Annotated in this window: 22 protein-coding genes; 17 read left to right on the forward strand and 5 right to left on the reverse strand. The window is 69.3% G+C overall.

The genetic code is table 11. The features are described 5' to 3' along the window. Positions 1 to 135: 135 nt before the first annotated feature. The 5 genes from ACH413_RS31100 to ACH413_RS31120 all read left to right on the forward strand — a co-directional run bounded on the left by ACH413_RS31100 (position 136) and on the right by ACH413_RS31120 (position 4,438). Positions 136 to 1,074 (forward strand): MerR family transcriptional regulator, encoded by a 939-nt coding sequence (locus ACH413_RS31100; RefSeq protein ID WP_396425389.1) that lies wholly within the window; start codon positions 136 to 138, stop codon positions 1,072 to 1,074. 14 nt (positions 1,075 to 1,088) lie between these two features. Beyond that, positions 1,089 to 1,985 (forward strand): hypothetical protein, encoded by an 897-nt coding sequence (locus tag ACH413_RS31105; RefSeq protein ID WP_360048288.1) that lies wholly within the window; start codon positions 1,089 to 1,091, stop codon positions 1,983 to 1,985. Between the two features lie 81 nt (positions 1,986 to 2,066). After that, positions 2,067 to 2,663: a response regulator transcription factor gene (locus ACH413_RS31110; RefSeq protein ID WP_030471988.1), complete on the forward strand. Its 597-nt coding sequence runs from the start codon at positions 2,067 to 2,069 to the stop codon at positions 2,661 to 2,663. 308 nt (positions 2,664 to 2,971) lie between these two features. Beyond that, complete coding sequence (locus tag ACH413_RS31115; protein ID WP_030471987.1) at positions 2,972 to 3,544, forward strand: sigma-70 family RNA polymerase sigma factor; 573 nt, start codon at positions 2,972 to 2,974, stop codon at positions 3,542 to 3,544. Continuing rightward, positions 3,545 to 4,438, forward strand: a complete 894-nt coding sequence (locus tag ACH413_RS31120) for an anti-sigma-D factor RsdA (RefSeq protein WP_360048286.1) — start codon at positions 3,545 to 3,547, stop codon at positions 4,436 to 4,438. It begins immediately after the preceding gene. Positions 4,439 to 4,532: 94 nt separating this feature from the next. On the opposite strand, the gene ACH413_RS31125 is transcribed toward ACH413_RS31120, so the two are convergent. Next, positions 4,533 to 4,916, reverse strand: a complete 384-nt coding sequence (locus tag ACH413_RS31125) for a DUF5319 domain-containing protein (RefSeq protein ID WP_360048284.1) — start codon at positions 4,914 to 4,916, stop codon at positions 4,533 to 4,535. A gap of 142 nt (positions 4,917 to 5,058) precedes the next feature. On the opposite strand from ACH413_RS31125, the gene guaB reads away from it, so the two are divergent. The 9 genes from guaB to ACH413_RS31170 all read left to right on the forward strand — a co-directional run bounded on the left by guaB (position 5,059) and on the right by ACH413_RS31170 (position 13,949). Then, positions 5,059 to 6,570: an IMP dehydrogenase gene (gene guaB, locus ACH413_RS31130; protein ID WP_360048283.1), complete on the forward strand. Its 1,512-nt coding sequence runs from the start codon at positions 5,059 to 5,061 to the stop codon at positions 6,568 to 6,570. Positions 6,571 to 6,612: 42 nt separating this feature from the next. After that, a complete protein-coding gene (locus ACH413_RS31135) occupies positions 6,613 to 7,746 on the forward strand; it encodes a GuaB3 family IMP dehydrogenase-related protein (protein WP_360048281.1) in 1,134 nt (377 codons plus the stop codon). A gap of 61 nt (positions 7,747 to 7,807) precedes the next feature. Then, positions 7,808 to 8,155 (forward strand): hypothetical protein, encoded by a 348-nt coding sequence (locus tag ACH413_RS31140; protein ID WP_360048279.1) that lies wholly within the window; start codon positions 7,808 to 7,810, stop codon positions 8,153 to 8,155. Between the two features lie 39 nt (positions 8,156 to 8,194). Next, on the forward strand, positions 8,195 to 8,419 hold the full coding sequence (locus ACH413_RS31145; protein ID WP_360048278.1) for a hypothetical protein: 225 nt from the start codon (positions 8,195 to 8,197) through the stop codon (positions 8,417 to 8,419). 244 nt (positions 8,420 to 8,663) lie between these two features. Further along, positions 8,664 to 8,837, forward strand: coding sequence for a hypothetical protein (locus ACH413_RS31150; RefSeq protein ID WP_360048276.1), 174 nt, complete (start codon positions 8,664 to 8,666; stop codon positions 8,835 to 8,837). 33 nt (positions 8,838 to 8,870) lie between these two features. Continuing rightward, positions 8,871 to 10,547 (forward strand): GMC family oxidoreductase, encoded by a 1,677-nt coding sequence (locus ACH413_RS31155; RefSeq protein ID WP_360048275.1) that lies wholly within the window; start codon positions 8,871 to 8,873, stop codon positions 10,545 to 10,547. Between the two features lie 12 nt (positions 10,548 to 10,559). Beyond that, positions 10,560 to 11,519 carry an MBL fold metallo-hydrolase gene (locus ACH413_RS31160; protein WP_360048273.1) on the forward strand — a complete coding sequence of 320 codons (960 nt, stop codon included), beginning with the start codon at positions 10,560 to 10,562 and terminating at the stop codon, positions 11,517 to 11,519. Further along, positions 11,516 to 12,748, forward strand: coding sequence for an FAD-dependent monooxygenase (locus ACH413_RS31165; protein WP_360048272.1), 1,233 nt, complete (start codon positions 11,516 to 11,518; stop codon positions 12,746 to 12,748). The genes ACH413_RS31160 and ACH413_RS31165 overlap by 4 nt, the downstream gene beginning before the upstream one ends. 43 nt (positions 12,749 to 12,791) lie before the next feature. After that, the gene (locus tag ACH413_RS31170; RefSeq protein ID WP_360048270.1) at positions 12,792 to 13,949 is read left to right on the forward strand and encodes an FAD-binding oxidoreductase; all 1,158 of its coding nucleotides are present in this window, start codon (positions 12,792 to 12,794) and stop codon (positions 13,947 to 13,949) included. Here the strand turns inward: ACH413_RS31170 and ACH413_RS31175 are convergent. Both ACH413_RS31175 and ACH413_RS31180 read right to left on the reverse strand, forming a co-directional pair. After that, complete coding sequence (locus ACH413_RS31175; RefSeq protein ID WP_360048268.1) at positions 13,944 to 15,389, reverse strand: aldehyde dehydrogenase family protein; 1,446 nt, start codon at positions 15,387 to 15,389, stop codon at positions 13,944 to 13,946. The genes ACH413_RS31170 and ACH413_RS31175 overlap by 6 nt on opposite strands. A 10-nt stretch (positions 15,390 to 15,399) precedes the next feature. Then, positions 15,400 to 16,068 (reverse strand): aminoglycoside phosphotransferase family protein, encoded by a 669-nt coding sequence (locus tag ACH413_RS31180; protein ID WP_360048267.1) that lies wholly within the window; start codon positions 16,066 to 16,068, stop codon positions 15,400 to 15,402. Positions 16,069 to 16,087: 19 nt separating this feature from the next. Between ACH413_RS31180 and guaA the strand changes: the two genes are divergently transcribed. Then, entirely contained in the window at positions 16,088 to 17,647 is a 1,560-nt protein-coding gene (guaA, locus tag ACH413_RS31185) for a glutamine-hydrolyzing GMP synthase (RefSeq protein ID WP_360048265.1), read from the forward strand. Positions 17,648 to 17,690: 43 nt separating this feature from the next. On the opposite strand, the gene ACH413_RS31190 is transcribed toward guaA, so the two are convergent. Further along, complete coding sequence (locus ACH413_RS31190; RefSeq protein ID WP_360048264.1) at positions 17,691 to 17,885, reverse strand: hypothetical protein; 195 nt, start codon at positions 17,883 to 17,885, stop codon at positions 17,691 to 17,693. Then, positions 17,878 to 19,062: a PspC domain-containing protein gene (locus ACH413_RS31195; protein WP_360048263.1), complete on the reverse strand. Its 1,185-nt coding sequence runs from the start codon at positions 19,060 to 19,062 to the stop codon at positions 17,878 to 17,880. The genes ACH413_RS31190 and ACH413_RS31195 overlap by 8 nt, the downstream gene beginning before the upstream one ends. Positions 19,063 to 19,173: 111 nt before the next feature. Between ACH413_RS31195 and ACH413_RS31200 the strand changes: the two genes are divergently transcribed. Continuing rightward, on the forward strand, positions 19,174 to 20,364 hold the full coding sequence (locus ACH413_RS31200) for a PspC domain-containing protein (protein ID WP_396425384.1): 1,191 nt from the start codon (positions 19,174 to 19,176) through the stop codon (positions 20,362 to 20,364). Further along, the gene (locus tag ACH413_RS31205; RefSeq protein ID WP_090067146.1) at positions 20,361 to 21,011 is read left to right on the forward strand and encodes a response regulator transcription factor; all 651 of its coding nucleotides are present in this window, start codon (positions 20,361 to 20,363) and stop codon (positions 21,009 to 21,011) included. The genes ACH413_RS31200 and ACH413_RS31205 overlap by 4 nt, the downstream gene beginning before the upstream one ends. Positions 21,012 to 21,017: the final 6 nt, after the last annotated feature.

Here is a 21,017-nt window from a genome sequence, read left to right on the forward strand (position 1 = left end):
CCACCGTAGAACCGCGTCAAAACTTGTTCAAGAGGCTGAAGACCCTTATCAACTGATGGGTGACGGCACGCGTGTTCGATCACTCACCGCCCGGAGTTGCCGCCCGGATGAGGTGAACGGAACATGGCTCTCGTGATGACACCGCCGGAGCACACCTCTGCCGGGAGTCACACGAGTGAGCCCCTTCTCTCAGTGGCCGCGGTGGCCAGGCGACTCGGCGTGGCACCCGCCACCCTGCGCACCTGGGACCGTCGCTACGGGCTGGGTCCGACCGGCCACACCGTGGGGCGGCACCGGAAATACGGGCCTCCGGACGTGGCCCGGCTCGAATTGATGCAACGCGCTCTTCTTCGTGGCGCGTCGTCCGCGGAAGCGGCCCGTTTCGCGCTCGACTCGAAATCGTCGATGACACACGGAGTGGTTCCCGTCGCACCATCGGGTGGACGTGGACTGAAATTGCCGGGAGCGTCTCGATTGGCGCGCGGATTGGGTCGTGCGGCGGTCGCGATGGACTCCATCGCCGTCCAGGAGATGCTCGCCGACTCGTTGGCGTCCGACGGCGTGATCACCACCTGGAACGAGGTCGTGCGGCCGGTGCTGACGGCCGTCGCCGCGCGGTGGCAGCTCTCCGGTGCCGGCGTCGAGGTCGAGCACCTGTTGAACGAGTGCGTGCTCGCGGCGTTCGTGCGCGCGACACCGCTCGTCACGTCCGGACGCAACCATCGGCCCGTGCTGCTGGCGTGCATGCCGGAGGAGAGGCACAACCTTCCCCTCTATCCGTTGGCCGCGGAGCTGGCGCACCGAGGCGTCGTCGTCCGGCAGCTCGGAGCGGCGTTGCCCGTGGACGCGTTGGCGGCCGCTGTGCGCCGTACCGCGCCCGCCGCGGTGGTGCTGTGGGCGCAGTTGCCGCGCTACGCCGATCCGGGGGTGATCACCGCCTTGCCGCGCACCCGGCAGCAGGTGAGGTTGTTCGTCGGCGGGCCCGGCTGGCGGCGGGGTGTGGTGACGTCTCCGGCGGAACGGGTCGAGGATCTCGCCGCCGCCGTCGAGGCCGTTGAGGCCGCGGTCACCTGACAGACTCCGTCACCGTGATCGAAGAGGAGCTGCGCCGGGCCGCGTTCGGTGATTCACCCGATCTCGACGTCTGGTCCGCGCTCTCGGCGCCCGACTCGCGGTCCCGGTGGCTCGCCGCGGTCGTTCTCGGTGGTCAGGGGCACTACGCGGCGGCAGCAACCACGTTGGACGCGCTCCGTCATGACCTCGACCCGGTGATCGCGTCCCTCTCCCTCTCGACTCGCGCGTCGCACCACCGTCAGCTAGGGGCCCATCACCTCGCTCGTCGGCTCGACGGCGCGGCGCTCGCCCGCGTCCAGTCAGCGGACCGCGGCGACCAGGACGGGATCGACGCCGCAGGTGCCAGGACGGACGCCCTGCTCGGTCTCGCGGCCGATTCGCTGGGTGCTCAACGCCTGGGAGAGGCCCGCGGGTTGCTCGCACGAGTTGAGACGCACTCGTGGAGGAGTGAGGTCCGCAGGGGCTGGGTGACCGCCGAGATCGAGCTGGCGTCCGGCCACGCGGAGGCCGCGGTGGCACCCGCCGAGGCGGCCTACGGCGTGGCGACGAGCAGAAAGGCGCTCCGGCACGAGCTCAAGTCGGCACTCGTTCTGGGCACCTCGTTGGTCGTGTGGGGGACACCCGACGGCCTGAACCGCGGAGTTGAACTGGTCGAGTGTGAGCTAAATCACAGCGCTGCGAAGGGGCTTCATCCGTTGATCTGGCCGAGCGCTCTTGTCCTGGTGGGTCATGCCCCCACGGTGGGCGCAGTCGCCATCGACCGGGCGACGGAGGCCCTGAGCTGCGTGTTACGCAGAGCTGATGCCGTCAGCCGACAGGTCGCCCTTGAGTCCCCGTGGGTGCCCACCGGGCTGCTCCGTTCCGGGGAACCCCCGAACGCAGACCCTCAGATGAACTTCTTGACGGATTAAGCACCGGATCGTGTCAAGGTTGGGCCGCCAGCGTCCGATAGGGGAGATGGAACGTCACTCGGCTGCAGGAAAGGAGTCCCCGTGACCACGGTCCTTATTTGCGACGACCGGCGCAGTGTGCGGGAGGGTCTCACCCGCGTGATGTCGGCTGTCCCCGGGGTTAGCCGCATCGACTGCGTAGCGCACGGTGACGAGTTGTTGGCTCGCTTTTCAAGGCAGCCGGTCGACGTCGTGCTGGTGGGAACTCAGCGCGCTGTCCCGACCGGGGTTGAAGCTACCCGTCGGCTCGTCTCCGCGAATCCGCAGGCAAACGTCATCGTCTTCGGAGCCCCCGACGACGCCGGAAGCATCGCCGCGGCGATCGCCGGCGGTGCTCGTGGCTACCTGAGGTGGGACGCGTCGCGTCCCGAGCTTGTGGCGGCCCTCGCGCACACGCTCGCCAGCACCTCGGTGCCGGCGCCTCGTCAGCCCTCCGACCCCGGCGTGCAGCTCACGGAGCGTGAGCTCCAGGTGCTGCGTGGCATGAGCCAGGGCAAGAGCAACGGCCAGATCGGCCGCGAGCTCTACCTGTCGGAGGACACGGTGAAGACGCACGCCCGTCGTCTCTTCCGCAAGCTCGGTGTTCGTGACCGTGCTCAGGCGGTCGCGCACGGCTTCCGGCGAGGCCTCGTTCAGTAGTCGCTCTCGCCGCACCGGCCCCGCGTCCTCATATGCCGCATGTGGGGAAGCGGGGCCGGTGGCGTGAGAGGGCTCACCCGTGCGGCCGGTGATCTTTCAGGTCGCGCAATTAGCCCAGCCCGGTGACAATGTCGCCGGGCTGTCAGCCGTTCGGGCGTGTCTGCTGTTCACGCGGGGTGTCCATACCCCACCTATGAACAGAAGGCCTGAAGACCGGTACGGTGAAGGCGCTGTAACGAGTCGCTGTGAGTGACTCGTGTTGTTCTGTGTCGGTACGCCAACAAGTAACACCAGGGCTGTTGTCTGCGATGACCAACTTGGGGGACGGACTGGACGCCGAAGTGGGCGCGGCCGTCGACGGCGACCGCCAGGCGATCGAACGCCTGCTGGCCTCCATTCGTCCTCTTGTGGTGCGGTACTGCCGCGCCAGAGTTGGAAGGCAGGAGCGAAGCTTCGCTTCGGCGGACGATGTGGCCCAGGAGGTGTGTCTCGCGGTGCTCACGGCATTGCCCAGCTACCGCGATCAGGGTCGGCCCTTCCTCGCGTTCGTGTACGGGATCGCGGCGCACAAGGTCGCCGATGCACATCGGTCTGCCGCCAGGAACCGCTCCGAGCCCGTTCCCGAAGTTCCCGACGCGCCGGAGACCGAAGCTGGTCCGGAGCAGCGGGCGATGCAGGGCGAACTCTCCGACCGGATGGCCGTCCTACTGCGCGTCCTGCCGGAGAAGCAGCGGGAGATCCTGCTGTTGAGGGTGGTGGTCGGACTCTCCGCCGAGGAAACTGCCGAGGCGGTTGGTTCGACTCCGGGTGCGGTTCGGGTGGCGCAACACCGTGCGCTGGCCCGGCTGCGCAAGTCGCTGGCAGCGGAGGAGGTGGTCTGAGTGGCCGACGAACACGGGAAGGACGACGAGGAAGTGCGCGGACAGGACGATAGAGCCCCGCACGAACCCGTCGCAGATGATCTTTCGGCTGTACAGGCCGATGACAGGCTGCTCGACGCGCTGGGGTCGGCGACACCGGGCGCGGCCGGCAACCTGGTCGACGACGAGCTGAACGCGTTGCTGCTCGCATGGCGCAACGAGGTGGAGACCGAGCCGTTCGGCGAGCTCGTCGACACCGACACCGCCATCGCCACGATCCAGGCTGCCCGTCCGCAGCCGGTGAGCAGGCACCGCTTCCTGATCCCGCTGGCGAGCGCCGCGGCGGTCCTGGCCATCGCCTTCACCGGCGTGAGCCTCGTCGCCCGTGACGCCCAGCCCGGCGACGCGCTCTGGGGTCTCACGCGAGTGCTGTACTCCGAGCACGCGAAGTCGATCGAGGCAGCGGCCATCATCAACACCGACCTCGACGCCGCACGCCTGGCGTTGCGCGAGGGCAAGGTCGACGAGGCCCGCGAGAAGCTGAACAAGGTCGGCGCCAGCCTCGAGTCGGTGTCCACGGCCGACGGCAAGCAGAAGCTCGAGGAGAAGCACAAGGAGCTCGAGAAGGAGCTCGACACCAACACCTCGACGCCGCCGTCCACGACGAACCCGAAGCCGACGAAGCCGACCAGGTCGTCGGAGCCCACGACGCCGTCCTCGACGCAGCCGTCGAGCGAGCCGTCGACCACCCAGCCGTCCACGCCGCCCTCGTCGGAGACTCCGGCGCCGCCGACGTCGAACGGCGAGGAGAACCCGCCGCCTCCTCCGCCGCCGGACCCCGGCACCGGGGAGACGGGTTCCACTGGCACCGGCACCAACGGTGAGACCGTCGGGCAGACGACCGGCTCCAACTGAGACGCACTGTGAACGGCCCCTGATCTTTCGAGGTCAGGGGCCGTTCACATGCTCAGGTGTTCACACGTCAGGTGGAATGTGACCGGTCTCGCGGTCAGCGGGCCGACTCGGTGGCCGTCACGCCGTCGGCGTACCCCCGGCAGTACTCCCAGCTGACGTAGGCGCCGGGGTTCGGGTCGAAGGCCGGCTCGTGCGGGCGCATGCGGCCGTCGGCGAGGAGTTGTTCGAGTGAGGCTCGCAACAGTGCCCAGTCGTGGTAGTGCGGTTCCTCGCACTCGCCGCAGTCCACGACGATGCCGCGCACGCCTCTGTGTTCCAGCAGCGCTTGGTAGACGGCGAGGTCGCTCAGGTCGCTGACCAGCTCTGTTCGCTCGTCGTCATCCATCGGGGGATGGTCGTGGTGCGGTTCGCCCAGGGAGAGTGCGGGGTCTTCTGGGTCATCCGCGAAGGGGTCTGGTGGCAACGCGTCGTGCGGCACGACCCCGCACGGTACCCGCCGTACCCCCTCGGTCGTCCAGATACCATGGGTCGCACCGCCTCCGCCTGCGGAAACTGGACACGCAGGACCCCAAAAGGGCAGGCAGAGCGCAGACCGCACGACGGAAGGCATGTCACCCGCTATGACCAGCGAGCTCAACGCTGATGGAGTCCCGCAGAAGTTCGCCATGCTGGGACTGACCTTCGACGACGTGCTCCTGCTGCCTGCCGAGTCCGACGTCGTTCCGAGTGGCGTCGACACGAGCACCAGGATCTCGCGCAACATCTCCCTCAAGATTCCGCTGGCCAGCGCCGCGATGGACACGGTCACCGAGGGCCGGATGGCGATCTCGATGGCACGTCAGGGCGGCATCGGTGTGCTGCACCGCAACCTGAGCATCGAGGACCAGGCCCGCCAGGCCGAGACCGTCAAGCGGTCAGAGGCCGGCATGGTCACCGACCCGGTCACGTGCTCGCCCGAGGCCACGCTGGCCGAGGTGGACGCGCTGTGCGCCCGCTACCGCATCTCCGGCGTGCCGGTGACCGACGAGAACAACAAGCTCGTGGGCATCATCACGAACCGCGACATGCGGTTCGAGCTCGACCACTCCAAGCGTGTGATCGAGGTCATGACCAAGGGCCCGCTCGTCACGGCCCAGGTGGGCGTGTCCGCGGAGGCCGCGCTCGGCCTGCTGCGCCGCCACAAGGTCGAGAAGCTGCCGATCGTCGACGGCGACGGCAAGCTCAAGGGCCTCATCACGGTCAAGGACTTCGTCAAGACCGAGCAGTACCCGATGGCCACCAAGGACCCGGACGGCCGCCTGCTGTGCGCCGCCGCGGTCGGTGTGGGCGAGGACTCGTTCGTCCGCGCGATGACGCTCGCCGAGGCCGGCGTCGACGTGCTGATGGTCGACACGGCGCACGGGCACTCGCGCGGCGTGCTGGAGATGGTCGCCCGCATCAAGAAGGAGCTCGGCGACTCGACGGACGTCGTCGGCGGCAACGTCGCGACGCGGGCCGGTGCCCAGGCACTGGTGGACGCGGGCGCGGACGGCGTGAAGGTCGGTGTCGGTCCCGGCTCGATCTGCACCACGCGCGTCGTCGCCGGTGTCGGCGTGCCGCAGATCTCCGCGATCTACGAGGCGGCGCTGGCCTGCACCCCGGCCGGTGTGCCGGTGATCGGTGACGGCGGCATCCAGTACTCCGGCGACATCGCCAAGGCCATCGCGGCCGGCGCGTCCGCCGTGATGCTCGGTTCGCTGCTCGCGGGCACCCAGGAGGCGCCCGGCGACCTGATCCTGGTCAACGGCAAGCAGTTCAAGACCTACCGCGGCATGGGCTCGCTGGCCGCGATGCAGTCCCGTGGCGAGAACAAGTCGTTCTCGAAGGACCGCTACTTCCAGGACGACGTGCTCAACGAGGACAAGCTCGTCCCCGAGGGCATCGAGGGCCGCACGCCGTTCCGCGGCCCGTTGTCGCAGGTCGTGCACCAGCTCAACGGCGGCCTGCGCGCGGCGATGGGCTACACGGGCTCCCACACGATCGCCGAGCTGCAGAACCAGCAGCTCGTGCGCATCACGGCGGCCGGTCTGAAGGAAAGCCACCCGCACGACATCACGATGACCGTCGAGGCCCCGAACTACACCACCCGTTAGGGTCTTGCGGGCAGTTCAACGAGCTTTGGAAGGGAAAGACTGGTGCGCGATCTGGTCGAGATCGGGATGGGCCGGACCGCGAGGCGGGCCTACGAGCTGGACGACATCGAGATCATCCCGTCGCGTCGGACGAGGTCGTCCAAGGACGTCTCCACGACGTGGCAGATCGATGCCTACCGCTTCGACATCCCGCTGATCACCCACCCGACCGACGCCATCGTGTCGCCGGGCACGGCGGTCGCGGTCGGCGAGCTCGGCGGCCTCGGTGTGCTCAACGCCGAGGGCCTCTGGGCCCGCCACGGCGACGTGGACGAGGCGCTGTTCCGCCTGGTCCAGGCGACCGAGGACAGCGACGACCCGGCGGCGGCCGTGAAGGTCCTGCAGGAGCTGCACTCCGCCCCGCTGCGGATGGACCTGATCGCCGAGGCGGTCAAGCAGATCCGCGAGTCGGGCGTCACGGTCGCGGTCCGCGTCAGCCCGCAGCGCGCTGCCGAGCTGACCCCGGACCTGCTGGCCGCCGGCGTCGAGATCCTGGTCGTGCAGGGCACGATCATCTCGGCCGAGCACGTGTCGCGTGACGGCGAGCCGCTGAACCTGAAGTCGTTCATCGCGGATCTCGACATCCCGGTGATCGCGGGCGGTGTCGGCGACTACCGCACCGCCATGCACCTCATGCGCACCGGCGCGGCGGGCGTGATCGTCGGCTACGGCTACACGCCCGGCGTCACCACCACCGACTCGGTCCTGGGCATCGGCGTGCCGATGGCCACCGCGATCGCCGACGCCGCGGCCGCGCGCCGCGACTACCTCGACGAGACCGGCGGCCGCTACGTGCACGTCATCGCGGACGGCGGCGTCACGACGTCGGGCGACGTGGCGAAGTCCATCGCCTGCGGTGCCGACGCCGTGATGCTCGGCGAGCCGCTGGCCGCCGCGACCGAGGCACCGGGCCAGGGCCTGTACTGGACGGCGTCGTCCGCGCACCCGTCCGTGCCGCGCAGCCTCGTCGCCGAGGCGGTGGACCAGGAGCTCGACCTGCGCAAGCTGCTGTTCGGCCCGTCCGCCGACCCGCGCGGCGTGACGAACCTGTTCGGTGCCCTCAAGCGGGCCATGGCCAAGACCGGCTACTCGGACCTCAAGGAGTTCCAGAAGGTCGGCCTGACCATCCGCGGCTAGAGATCAACTGGTCGAGGGGCGCGTTTCAGCCGGGACGCGCCCCTCTGCTTTGCTGGACGCCGTGCCGCTCGTCGAGATCACCTACGCACCCCACGTCCCCCACGCAGTGCTGAAGGAACTGGCGGCAATGCTCCCGCACGCCGTCTCGGTCGCGGTCGAGTGCCCGGAAGAGCCCTACGACGGCGACCTCCAGCCCGGCGACGTGGAACTGCGCTTCCGCCCGCGCGGCCCGTTCGACGTCAGCGGCATGGACATCGTTGTCGAGGTCCGCTCGAAGTGGTTCGAAAGCCGTGCCACCAACCGCCAAGATCGCGTCGACGACCTGTGCAAGGCCGTCGTCGACGCTTGTGGCCTCGCTGACGTGGGCGTTTACCTCAGCCTCCCGATCGCCGCCTGGGCGCAGAGCTGATCTTGCAACCGAACGACTGCTCCGCGCGTCCTCTTGTGCGTGGAATTGGATGCCTTGTTCGGCGACGGCAAGAACAGTGATGTGGACACGATCGACCCGGACGCCGAAGTCCAAGAGTTCGAGTTGGAGGAAGTGCCCGAGGAGGACGAGCGAGTAGGCGGCATCGGCTGGAAGATGCTGACCCTGTTCGTCTGCGGCGGGCTGGTGATCACGGCGCTGGCCGTGGCGTTCATGGTGTGGGTGATCGAGGGCCTGGTGCTCTGAGTCGACGGGTGCGCCTGCCCGCGCACCCTCGACCTTCTGGTTGGATTTCTGCGTACGGCTGCATTGCGCGATGTACGCGCGCTGAACGTCACCCGGCGCGGCCGTCCGGTTGCCGCGGTTGTTCCGGTGAGCCGTCTCGTTGAGATCGACGAAGCGGCGGCTGACCTGAGGGACCTGGCGCTCGATCGCTGAGCAAGTTGGTGGTGGGACGAAACCACTGGCGGATCGTCTACCGGTCACGTCGATGGCTGACGAGGACTCCACGCTGGCCGAACTGACCGACGTCATCGGCAGGCTCGGTCGCCTCGTGGGCGACGTGGTCGTGGAGCAGGTCGCGGCGCTGAACCTGGAGCAGGCGGTGGACCTCTGGACCGCTTTCGCGAGTGTGCCTCGTCCTTCTGAACCGATCGGGGACTAGGCGTTACCGGAAGTAACGCCTACTCTCCGGTTCATGGGTGAACTCGCCGGTAACTTCGATGTCGTCATCGTCGGCTCCGGGTTCGGCGGAAGCGTGGCCGCGCTCCGCCTGACCGAGAAGGGCTACCGCGTCGCCGTCCTGGAGGCGGGGCGCCGGTTCGCCGACGACGAGTTCGCCAAGACCAGCTGGAACCTCCGCAGGTACCTGTGGGCGCCGCAGCTCAAGTGCTTCGGCATTCAGCGCATCCACCTGCTGCGCAACGTCATGGTGCTCGCCGGTGCGGGCGTCGGTGGCGGCAGCCTCGTGTACGCGAACACGCTGTACCGGCCGCTCAAGCCGTTCTACGAGGACCGGCAGTGGGCGCACATCACCGACTGGCAGGACGAGCTGGAGCCGTTCTACGACCAGGCGAGCAGGATGCTGGGCGTCGTCACGAACCCCACGACGACCCCGAGCGACGTCGTCATGCAGAAGGTCGCGAAGGACATGGGGGTCGAGGACAGCTACCACGCGACGCCCGTCGGCGTGTTCTTCGGCGAGCCGGGGAAGAAGGCGGCAGACCCCTACTTCGGTGGCGCTGGACCGGAACGCACCGGGTGCACGGAGTGCGGCAGCTGCATGTCGGGCTGCCGGGTCGGCGCCAAGAACACGCTGGTCAAGAACTACCTGTACCTCGCGGAGAAGCTCGGCGCGAAGGTCTTCCCGCTGACCACGGTCACGCAGCTCAACGAGAACGACGGCACCTGGACCATCGACACCAGGATGACCGGCGGCAAGGCCAAGGCCACCTTCACCGCCGACCAGGTCGTGATCGCCGCCGGCACGTGGGGCACCCAGCAGCTCCTGCACAAGGCGAAGGCCACGACGTTGCCGAGGATCTCGGCCAAGCTCGGCGAGCTCACCCGCACCAACTCCGAGTCGATCATCGGGGCCGCGCGCTACACGGTCGACCCGGACACCGACTTCACGCAGGGCGTCGCGATCACGAGCTCCATCCACCCCGACGAGATCACGCACATCGAACCCGTCCGGTACGGCAAGGGCAGCAACGCCATGGGCATGCTGCAGACCCTCGCCACGGACGGCGCGCTGAGCACCCCGCGGTGGTTGCAGTTCATCAAGCAGGCGGTCAGGCACCCGCTCCGGCTCCTGCGGCTGCTCAGCGTGCACCGGTGGAGCGAGCGGACCGTGATCCTGCTGGTCATGCAGAGCCTCGACAACTCCATCACCACGTTCCTCAAGCGCGGCAAGCTCACCAGCAAGCAGGGGCACGGCGACCCGAACCCGGCGTTCATCCCGGCCGGTCACGAGGCGAACCTGCTGGCGGCCAAGCACATCGACGGCATGGCCGGCGGCACGTGGGGCGAGCTGTTCAACATCCCGCTGACCGCGCACTTCATCGGCGGCTGCGCGATCGCGAGCGACGAGGAGCAGGGTGTGATCGACCCGTACCACCGGGTCTTCAACTACCCCGGACTGTCCGTTGTGGACGGTGCGGCGATCAGCGCCAACCTCGGGGTGAACCCGAGCCTCACGATCACCGCGCAGGCCGAGCGGGCGTTCTCGCTGTGGCCGAACAAGGGCGAGCAGGACCAGCGACCGGAGCAGAGCCTGCCCTACCGCAGGATCAATCCGACGAAGCCGAAGAACCCGGCGGTTCCCGATCAAGCTCCAGCCGCTTTGCGGTTGCCGATCGTGAAGGCGTCCTGACACGGTGGAGGCATGGCCAAAAAGCCTTTTGCCTCCAGCGCCGACCTCGCCCCCAAGGACGAGGTTTTCGTCGAACTCGCCGACGGCGTCTACACCCTGACCGCCGAAGGCGACCCCAACGTCGCGGCCATCGAGGCCGAGGACTTCCTGATCTGCTTCGAGGCGCGCGCCACACCCGCGGCCGCGCGCAGGTGGCTGACACAGCTGCGCAAGCACACCAAGAAGCCGGTCCGGTACCTCGTGCTCAGCCACTACCACGCCGTGCGCACGCTCGGGGCCAGCGCGTTCGACGCCCAGGAGATCGTCGCGCACGAGATGACGCGGGTGCTGATCGCCGAACGCGGGCAGCAGGACTGGGAGAGCGAGTTCGGCCGCATGCCGCGGCTCTTCGAGTCGCCGGAGGAGATCCCCGGGCTGACGTGGCCGACGCTCACGTTCTCCGACCGCATGACGATCCCGCTCGGCGACGAGCGCGGCGACCTGGTGCTGCAGTTCCTCGGGCGCGGGCACACCGCGGGCGACATCGTGGCGTGGCTGCCGCAGCAGCGCATCCTGTTCGCCGGGGACCTGGTCGAGTCGCAGGCCGCGCTCTACACCGGTGACGCGTTCCACGACGAGTGGGCGACGTCCACTTTGGACGAGATCGAGGAGCTGGGCGCCGAGGTGCTGGTCGGCGGGCGCGGCAAGGTCGCCCGTGACCGGTACGAGGTCGAGGCCGCCATCAACCAGAGCAGGCACTTCCTCAACGAACTGCGCCGCACGGTCGGCGGGGTCCACGCCGAGGGCGGCACGCTCAAGCAGGCCTTCGAACTGGCGCACAAGACCCTCGTGGACCGCTACGGGCGCTGGCCGATCTTCGAGCACTGCCTGCCGTTCGACGTGAAGCGCTACTGGGACGAGTGCGACGGCAGGGACTGGCCGGAGATCTGGACCGCCGAACGCGACCGCGCCGTGTGGGACGCCCTGCAGTGACGGTCCTGGTGGTGGGTGCCGGACCGGTCGGCCTCGCCGCCGCGCTGTTCCTCGCGCGAGCCGGTGTGCCGAGCGTCGTCCTGGAGAAGGAACCGGGGCGCGCGCAGACGGGCAGTCGTTCGATCTGCGTGCAGCGCGACGTGCTGGAGATCCTCGAACGGATCGGCGTCGGGCAGGCCGTCGCCGACGCGGGCGTCACCTGGTACACCGGCCGCACCTACCACCGCGACCGCGAGGTCCTGACCCTGACCTTTCCGCAGGCCAAGGGTTTCCCGCCGTTCGTGAACACCCCGCAGACCGTCGTCGAGCAGTTGCTGGAGGAACGCGTCCGCGCCGAACCGCTCATCGAACTCCGTTACGGGCACGCGCTCGAAAGCCTCACTCAGGACGACGACGGAGTGTCCACACAGGACGGAATCAGGGCGACCCACTGCATCGCGGCGGACGGCGTGCACTCGACCGTCCGGCAGCTGCTGGACATCCCGTTCGAGGGCTTCTCGTTCGACGACAGGTTCATCATCGCCGACGTCCGGGTCGACCTGGACTTCGAGACGCCCGAACGCCGTTTCTACTTCGACCCGCCCTGGAACCCGGGCAGACAGGTCCTCCTGCACCCGCAACCGAAGGGCGTCTGGCGGATCGACTGGCAGGTCGCCGAGGACGTCCAGCTCACCGACGACCACGTCCGCGCGATCGTGGGCGACCGGCCGTACGAGATCGTCTGGCAGTCCACCTACCGCTTCCACCAGCGCAAAGCCGCGACTCTGCGATCAGGGAGAGTCCTGCTCGTCGGCGACGCCGCGCACGTGATGAGCCCGTTCGGTGCCCGCGGCCTGAACTCCGGGATCTGCGACGCCGACAACGCGGCCTGGAAGATCGCCGCCGACCGGTCCGGCGAGGCAGGTCCGAACCTCCTCGCCTCCTACGACGCCGAACGCGGTGCCGCCGCCGACGAGAACCTCCGCATCACCGGTGACACCATGCGGTTCCTCGTCCCGGGCACCCCGGAAGAACGAGCCCACCGGCAGCGCGCGCTGGAGTCCGGCGAGGGCATCGACTCGGGCAAGCTCTTCACCCCGTTCGCCTACGAGAACGGCGGCGTGCTGGTCGAAGGATCCCGCACGGCGGGCCCTGGCTTCACGGTCCGGGACGGCCTGCTGATCCGGCCGGACGGCCACGTCGCCGGACCGGACGACGAGGAGACGAGACGCCGTGCACTCGGCTGGTGATCCGCAGAACACCCTTTATGCGCACCGAAAACCGCTTGAGGTGGTGAGGTGCGCACGGGTCGAGGACGTCCAGGCGGGCCTGGAACGTGCGGCACGCCAACGCATTCCGGTCGCCGCACGCAGCGGTGGCCACAGCTACGCGGGCTACTCGTGGCCCGACGGAGGCCTTGTCCTCGACCTCGCGGGGTTGTCGGACGTGCGGATCGACGGCCGGACAGCGGTCATCGGCGGCGGGGCGCGGATGTACGACGTCTACGAGGCGCTCGGTGCCGCGGGCCAGGCGTTGCCCGCCGGCACGTGCCGCTCGGTCGGTATCGGTGGACTCGCGCTCGGCGGCGGCATCGGCGTGACCGCGCGCAAGTACGGCCTGACGTGCGACCACCTCGTCGAGGCGCGGATCGTCACCCCGGACGGCGTTCTGCGCACTGCCTCGGAGGAGCCGGACCTGCTCTGGGCGTTGAAAGGCGGCGGTGGCGGCAACTTCGGCGTCGTCACGGAGTTCACGTTCCGCACGGATCCCGCGCCGGGCCTGACCGTGTTCGGCCTCGACTACCCCGAGGGCACGGCGGACGTGGTCGACGCTTGGCAGGAGTGGATCGCGGACGCGCCGGACGAGCTGTGGACGAGCCTGCGCGTCGACTCCGGCCCGAAGTCGGTGCCGAGCGTCAGGGGCGCGTACGTGGGACCGGCGAAGGACCTGCACCGGCTGCTGGACCGGATGCCACCGGCTGAGCGCGAAGTCGAGGAGATGCCCTACCTGCAGGCGATGCGCCACTACGCGGGACCTGCGGAAACCGGTGAACCTTACGTGGCGTCGTCGCGGATGCCGCACGCGCCCGTGCCGGGGTCGAAGGTCGCCGCGCTGATGGACGGGCAGCCGCCGTTCATGATCCAGTTCGACTCGTTCGGCGGCGCGATCGGACGGGTCGCGTCCGACGCCACCGCGTTCCCGCACCGCGACGCCACCGCGAGCGTCCAGATCTTCGTCCACCTCGGCGACCTGACCGAGGCACGTGCACGGGCGCTGCTCGCCGGTGTCCGCGACGGGCTCGGCGCGGGCACCACCGGGTACGTGAACTACATCGACCCGGAGATGCCCGACTGGCCGACCGCCTACTACGGCCGCAACCTCGCGCGACTCAGGGAAGTCGCGGACAGGTACGACCCCGATCGCGTGCTGGCGTTCCCGCAGGGCCTATAGCTGGATGCCCGTCAGCACGGTCACGCGTTCTTCGGTGAAGTCCTCCATCGCCGAGCGGACGCCCTCGCGTCCGGTGCCCGATCCCTTCACGCCGCCGTAGGGCATCTGGTCCGCGCGGTAGGACGGCACGTCGCCGATGATCACGCCGCCGACCTCGAGTTCGGCCGCGGCCTCGAACGCCACCTGCACGTCGCGCGTGAACACCCCGGCCTGCAGCCCGTACTTGGAGTCGTTGGCCTGCGCGAACGCGTCCTCCACGCCGTCCGCCACCGACACCACGAGCACCGGTCCGAAGATCTCCTCGGTCCAGACCTTGGCGGACTTCGGCACGTCCGTCAGCACGGTCGGCTCGACCGTCGCCCCGGTCCGCTTGCCGCCGAGCAGCACCTTCGCGCCGACGTCGGTGGCCATGTTGACCCACTCCTCGACGCGGCGGGCGTTGTCCTCGTCGATCAACGGCCCGACCTCGACCTCGGGGTCGTGCGGGTCGCCGGTCTTCAACGCTCCCACCGCTTCCACGAGCTTCGGCACGAACTCGTCGGCCTTCGACCGGTCCACGATCACCCGTTGCACGGCGATGCACGACTGCCCGGCCTGGTAGTTGCCGAACGTCGCGATGCGCTGCGCCGCGTGGTCCAGGTCCGTCCAATCAGGACAGATGATCGCCGCCGCGTTGGACCCCAGTTCCATCACGACGTGCTTGCGCGGCGCGGCTTCCATCAGCGACCAGCCGACCTTCGTGGACCCGGTGAACGAGATCACCGGCAGCCGTTCGTCGCGCACCAGGACGTCCATGTCCTTGCCGCGCACGGGAAGGATCGAGAACGCGCCCTCCGGCAGATCGGTCTCGGCCAGGATCTCGCCGAGCAGCAACGCGCTCAACGGCGTGGCGGAAGCGGGCTTCACGATCACCGGCGCACCGACCGCGAGCGCCGGCGCGACCTTGTGCGCCACCAGGTTCAGCGGGAAGTTGAACGGCGCCACGGCCAGCACCGGCCCGCGCGGCACGTGCCGGACGATCGCCATCCGCCCCACGCCACCGGCCTCGGTGTCGAGCCGTTGCAACCCGCCGGTGAACCGGCGCGCCTCCTCGGCGGCGAAGCGGAACGTGTTGACCGCCCGCGAGACCTCGATCTCGGCCCACTTCAGCGGTTTGCCGTTCTCGGCGGTGATCGTCTCGGCGATCTCCTCCGCGCGTTCGGCCAGCGTCCGCGACACCTGCAGCAGTGCCTCGGCGCGCACGTGCGCGGGTGTTCGCCGGAACTGTTTCGCGACCGCCGCGGCCGCCGCGATCGCGCGTTCCACCTGATCTCTGCCCGGTACGGCCACCGAGGCGACCTCGGTGCCGTCGAACGGGTGGAGGACCTCTAACGCCTGCTCGCCCTGCTCGGGGCGGCCGGCGACCCAGCACGGCCTGGGTTGCGGTGTGAACGCGTCCATGGGGATCACGTTAAGCCCTACTGGCCTGCACGTACCGGCTGAGATCCAAGTAGTGGTCAACATGCCCTTCTGCGCGTTGGAGCACGAACCTCGGATCCTCCCGAATCGTTTGGATCATGTCGTCCAACCGGATCAGCACGTGCTCGCGGTCGTACTCGATCCCGTACGTCTCGCAGAACAGCCGGGTGCGCCGTTCGCGGTCATCGGGCAGTGCCAGCACGAACTGGATGATCGCCCAGCTGACGTCCCACCAGCGCGGACCCGGATGCGCGCCGTCCCAGTCGAACACGCCCTTCGGTGACCCGTCGCGGAACACGATGTTGTACGGCGCGAAATCACCGTGCAGCACCACCTCGACGGGTTCGCGGGCGGCGAACTGCCACCCGTTCAGCTCGCCGACGAGAGTGGCCGTCGCGTCGTGCAGCCGCCGCAGCAGCAGTGCCGACTCGATCAACGTCGCGTCGCTCGAAGGGGGCACGTGGCCAACGTCACCGGGCAGGTAGCTGAGCAGCTCGTGCTCCGCGTCGAGCCCGAGCGGAACCGGCGCGATCCCCAGCGGTGCCAAGCGCCGCAACAAATCGTGCACCCGAGGAGCCCACGGCCCGGCCGGCCTGCGCACCGCGTCACCCACCCTGAACACCTGGTTCAGCCCGCCACCGGTCAGCAGTTCCTCGTTCACGCATGAGATCCTTGGCGACGTGTCCGACACCAGCAACCGCCCTGTTCTCGTCGTCGACTTCGGCGCCCAGTACGCGCAGCTGATCGCCCGCCGCGTCCGCGAGGCCCAGGTCTACTCCGAGGTCGTCCCGCACACCGCGACCGTGAGCGAGATCCTCGACAAGAACCCGCTGGCCATCGTTCTGTCCGGTGGCCCGTCGAGCGTGTACGAGGAGAACGCCCCGCAGGTCGACCCGAAGCTGTTCGAGACCGGCGTCCCGGTCTTCGGCATCTGCTACGGCTTCCAGGCCATGGCGCGCGCACTTGGTGGCGCGGTTGAACAGACGGGCACCCGCGAGTACGGCCGCACGGACCTGAGCGTGCCCACCGAGGGCGGCGCGCTGCACCAGGAGCTCCCGGCGAGCCACCCGGTGTGGATGAGCCACGGCGACGCCGTCACCAAGGCGCCAGAGGGCTTCACCGTCACCGCGACCAGCGAGGGCGCGCCGGTCGCCGCGTTCGAGAACAAGGAGCGCCGGTTCGCCGGCGTGCAGTACCACCCCGAGGTGCACCACTCGCCGCACGGCCAGGAGGTGCTGCGCCGGTTCCTGCACGAGATCGCGGGCATCCGTCCGCAGTGGACGACGTCGTCCATCGTGGACGAGCAGGTCACCCGGATCCGCGAGCAGATCGGTGACGGCAAGGCGATCTGCGGCCTGTCCGGCGGCGTCGACTCCGCCGTCGCGGCCGCCCTGGTCCAGCGCGCCATCGGCGACCGCCTCACGTGCGTCTTCGTCGACCACGGACTGCTGCGCTCCGGCGAGCGCGCCCAGGTCGAGCGCGACTACGTGGCCGCCACGGGCATCCGCCTGGTGACCGTCGACGCCCGCGAGCGCTTCCTGAACGCCCTGGCCGGCGTCACGGACCCCGAAGAGAAGCGCAAGATCATCGGCCGCGAGTTCATCCGCGTGTTCGAGCAGGCCGAGCGCGACCTCAAGGCCGAGGGCGACTACAAGTTCCTCGTCCAGGGCACGCTCTACCCGGACGTCGTCGAGTCCGGCGGCGGCGCGGGCACCGCGAACATCAAGTCGCACCACAACGTCGGCGGCCTGCCGGACGACCTGCAGTTCGAGCTGGTCGAACCCCTGCGCGCGCTGTTCAAGGACGAGGTCCGCCGCGTCGGCACCGAACTGGGCCTGCCCGAGACGATCGTGCAGCGCCAGCCGTTCCCCGGCCCCGGCCTCGGCATCCGCATCATCGGCGAGGTCACCCAGGACCGCCTCGACACGCTGCGCCAGGCCGACGCCATCGCGCGCGAGGAACTGACCCTGGCCGGTCTCGACCGGCAGATCTGGCAGTGCCCGGTCGTGCTGCTCGCGGACGTCCGCAGCGTCGGCGTGCAGGGCGACGGCCGCACCTACGGCCACCCGATCGTGCTGCGCCCGGTGTCGTCCGAGGACGCGATGACCGCGGACTGGACCCGCCTGCCGTACGAGGTGCTGGAGCGGATCTCGACCCGGATCACCAACGAGGTGGCGGAGGTCAACCGGGTCGTGCTGGACGTGACGTCCAAGCCGCCGGGCACCATCGAGTGGGAGTAGAGACGTGAAGAAAGGGCCCCGGTCAGCTGACCGGGGCCCTTTCTCATTCGCGGGTCTTGCGTCTGATCGAGTTCGTCAGCAGCACCAGCCCGACCACGATGGCCGTCCCTCCCAGCGCCCATCGGAAGTCGAACCAGAACGACCCGTTGCTCAGCACGTAGGCCGCCATCAGCCCGCCGCCGATCCCGAAGACCAGCGTCACCGGGTCGATCCGCCTGCGCATCACCTGCTCAGTCACGGAGCACCTTCACCTCTCCGACGCTGGCCTGCACGTCGAGCTCGATCTGGAGGCCGCCCTCGCCGTTCTCGCCGAGGTCGCGACCGCTGACGTCCACGCTGCTGCCCTCCGCGCGCTTGCCCAGGCAGTCGAGCTCGCCGAGGGACGACGCCTCGCACCGGTACGTCACGTCCGCGTTCTTGGGCACGCGCACCTGCACCTCGCCGAGCTCGACCTCGATCGCGGTCTTCACCGAACCGGAGTCGGGCAGGTCGCGGAGATCGAGCTGCACGCTGCCCACGCTCGTCTCGTACCGGTCGCGCACGTCGGTCACGGACTTCGGCTTCTCGTTGTAGCTGCTCAGGTTGGACGGGCTGCCGTCGAAGTCGATCGCCGTCACGCCGAAGCCCACCACGGACAGCGGGATCATCAGCCAGATCAGGCCTCGGCCGCCGCCGGTGAACGACCCGATCAGCAGGCCCGCCGCCAGCACCGCGAGCACCAGGCCGATGACGTGCGGCACGGTGAACCACGGCGCCCAGGCACCGGCGATCGCGGAACCGGCGACCACCAGCGTCGCCACGCCCAGCGTCATCAGGCCGATGCGCGGTCCGCGAGGCGGCCTCGGGGCCGGTGGCTGCGGCTTCGGGGTCGGTTCCGGCAGGTCCCACGCGAACGGCGCGGCACCCAGCGGGTCCCAGGCCGGTGCCCCCGGCACCGGTGGCGTCACGGGTGTCACGGAGTCGGCGAGCGTCGTTGCCGGCTGCAGGTGCCCACGGTTCTTCTGCAGCAGGTAGACGCACGCGACCGCCGCGGCCAGCGTCACCACGACCTGGAACCCGCCGCTCCCGAACGTGAAGGCGAGCGCGGGGAACATCAGGAAGCCCAGCAGCACGGTCTGCGCCTGCGGCATCGAGCTGTGGCCCTTGTTGATCAACGACTCCAGCGGCGAGACCGCGTCGCCCTCCTCCGGCAGCAACAGCCAGCCCGCGAGGTACAGCGGAACGCCCACGCCACCCGACAACGCGAGTGCCACGAACGCGATCCGGACGATCACCGGGTCGATCTGGAAGCGCAGGGCGATTCCGGTGGCCACGCCGCCGGCTTTGCGTCCTGCACGGGGCCGCACCGGACGGTGGGCCCAGAACTCTCTGAGCGTGTCCGCCACGCCCTGCATCGCCTTCTCAGTCCCGCTCACGATGACAAGGTTGCGCTGTCACGCCTGGAACCACATCAGGGACCAGCCCTGATTCACGGAACCGGGGTCATCCCTGATGAACAACTCGCCGGGACGTGTGACGATCGGACCGTGAGTGCACGCATTGAGCCGATGCGCCGTCGACGCACCGGCCGGGTGGTCGCGGGCGTCGCGAGCGGACTGGCCGACCATCTCGGCGCACCTGTCTTCTGGGTGCGCGCGATCTTCGCCGTGTTCGCCGCGTTCAGCGGGGTCGGGATCATCGCCTACGCGTTGCTCTGGATGTTCGTGCCGCAGTCCGCGGTGGCGGAGCCGGAGACCGACAAGGACCGCAAGGAGTGGCAGCAGGCCGTCGGCCTCGCGGCACTCGGGGTCGGCGTCGCGGTCTTCACCGGCCTGATCGGCGGGACCTGGAGCGGGTGGATCACCGGTCCGATCGCCGTCGCACTCGTGGGCGCCGCGGTCGTGTGGCGCGAGGCGGACGAGGCTCAGCGACGCCGCTGGAAGGACGGGGCGTTCGCGCAGGGGAAGACGGGGATCGTGCGAACGGTCGCGGGAGGCGCGCTGGTCGTGGCGGGGGTCGCCGCGTTCCTCGTGGTGAACGACACCGTCCAGAACCTCTCGACCGTCATCCTCTCCGTGCTGGCCACGTTGATCGGTGTCGCGGTGCTGACCGTGCCGCTGTGGATGCGGCTGGTGCGCGACCTCGACTCGGAACGCCGTGCGCGCATCCGCACCGAGGAACGCGCCGAGATCGCCGCCCACCTGCACGACTCCGTGCTGCAAACGCTTGCCCTGATCCAGAAGCAGTCGGAGTCGCCGCGCGAGGTCAAGCGGCTGGCCCGCAGCCAGGAACGCGAGCTGCGCGGCTGGCTCTACGGCCGTGAGGTCGGCGAGCAGCCGCATTCCATCAGCGTCGCGATCGCCCAGGTGTGCGCGGAGGTCGAGGACGGGTTCGCCATCGCCGTCTCGCAGGTCGTCGTCGGGGACGCCGAGCTGGAGGACGGGATGTTCGCGCTGGTCCAGGCGTCGAAGGAGGCGATGGTCAACGCGGCCAAGCACGCGGGGGTGGCCGAGGTCAGCGTCTACGCCGAGGTCGAGCCGGAGAAGGTCACGGTGTTCGTGCGCGACCGGGGCAAGGGTTTCGACCCCGACGCGGTTCCGGACGACCGGCATGGCCTGGCGGGCAGCATCAGGGGGAGAATGACGAGGCACGGCGGGGAGGTGCGACTGCGCACGGCTCCGGGAGAGGGGACCGAGGTGCAGCTCGAGATGCCGAGGAAGACGGAGGCCAGGACATGAGCGTCAGGGTGTTCCTGGTGGACGACCACGCGTTGTTCCGCGCAGGGGTCAAGGCGGAGCTCGACACCATCACCGACGAGGTGGACGTGGTCGGCGAGGCCGGCAGCGTCGGTGAGGCGGTGGCCGGCATCGCGCACCACAAGCCGGACGTCGTGCTGCTGGACGTGCACATGCCCGACGGTGGCGGCGCCGAGGTGCTGCGGCAGATCCGCACCAAGATCCCCGAGGTCACGTTCCTCGCCCTGTCGGTCTCCGACGCGGCCGAGGACGTCATCAACGTCATCCGCGCCGGTGCGCGCGGCTACGTGACGAAGACGATCTCCAGCCAGGAGCTGGTCAGGGCCGTCGTGCGGGTGTCCGAGGGAGACGCGGTGTTCTCGCCGCGGCTGGCCGGGTTCGTGCTGGACGCGTTCGCCGACAGGCCCGGCGCCGCGCCGATCAGCGACCCCGAGCTCGACCTGCTGACGCCGCGCGAACGCGACGTCCTGCGGCTGCTGGCGCGTGGTTACGCTTACAAGGAGATCGCGTCCGAGCTCTTCATCAGCGTGAAAACGGTGGAGACGCACGTGTCGAGCGTCCTGCGGAAGACCCAGCTCTCCAACCGGTACGAGCTCTCCCGCTGGGCCACTGATCGCAGACTGGTCTGAGGGGAC

The sequence above is a fragment of the Lentzea sp. NPDC020367 genome (assembly GCF_044387305.1).
In the GTDB taxonomy this organism is placed as follows: Bacteria; Actinomycetota; Actinomycetes; order Mycobacteriales; family Pseudonocardiaceae; genus Lentzea.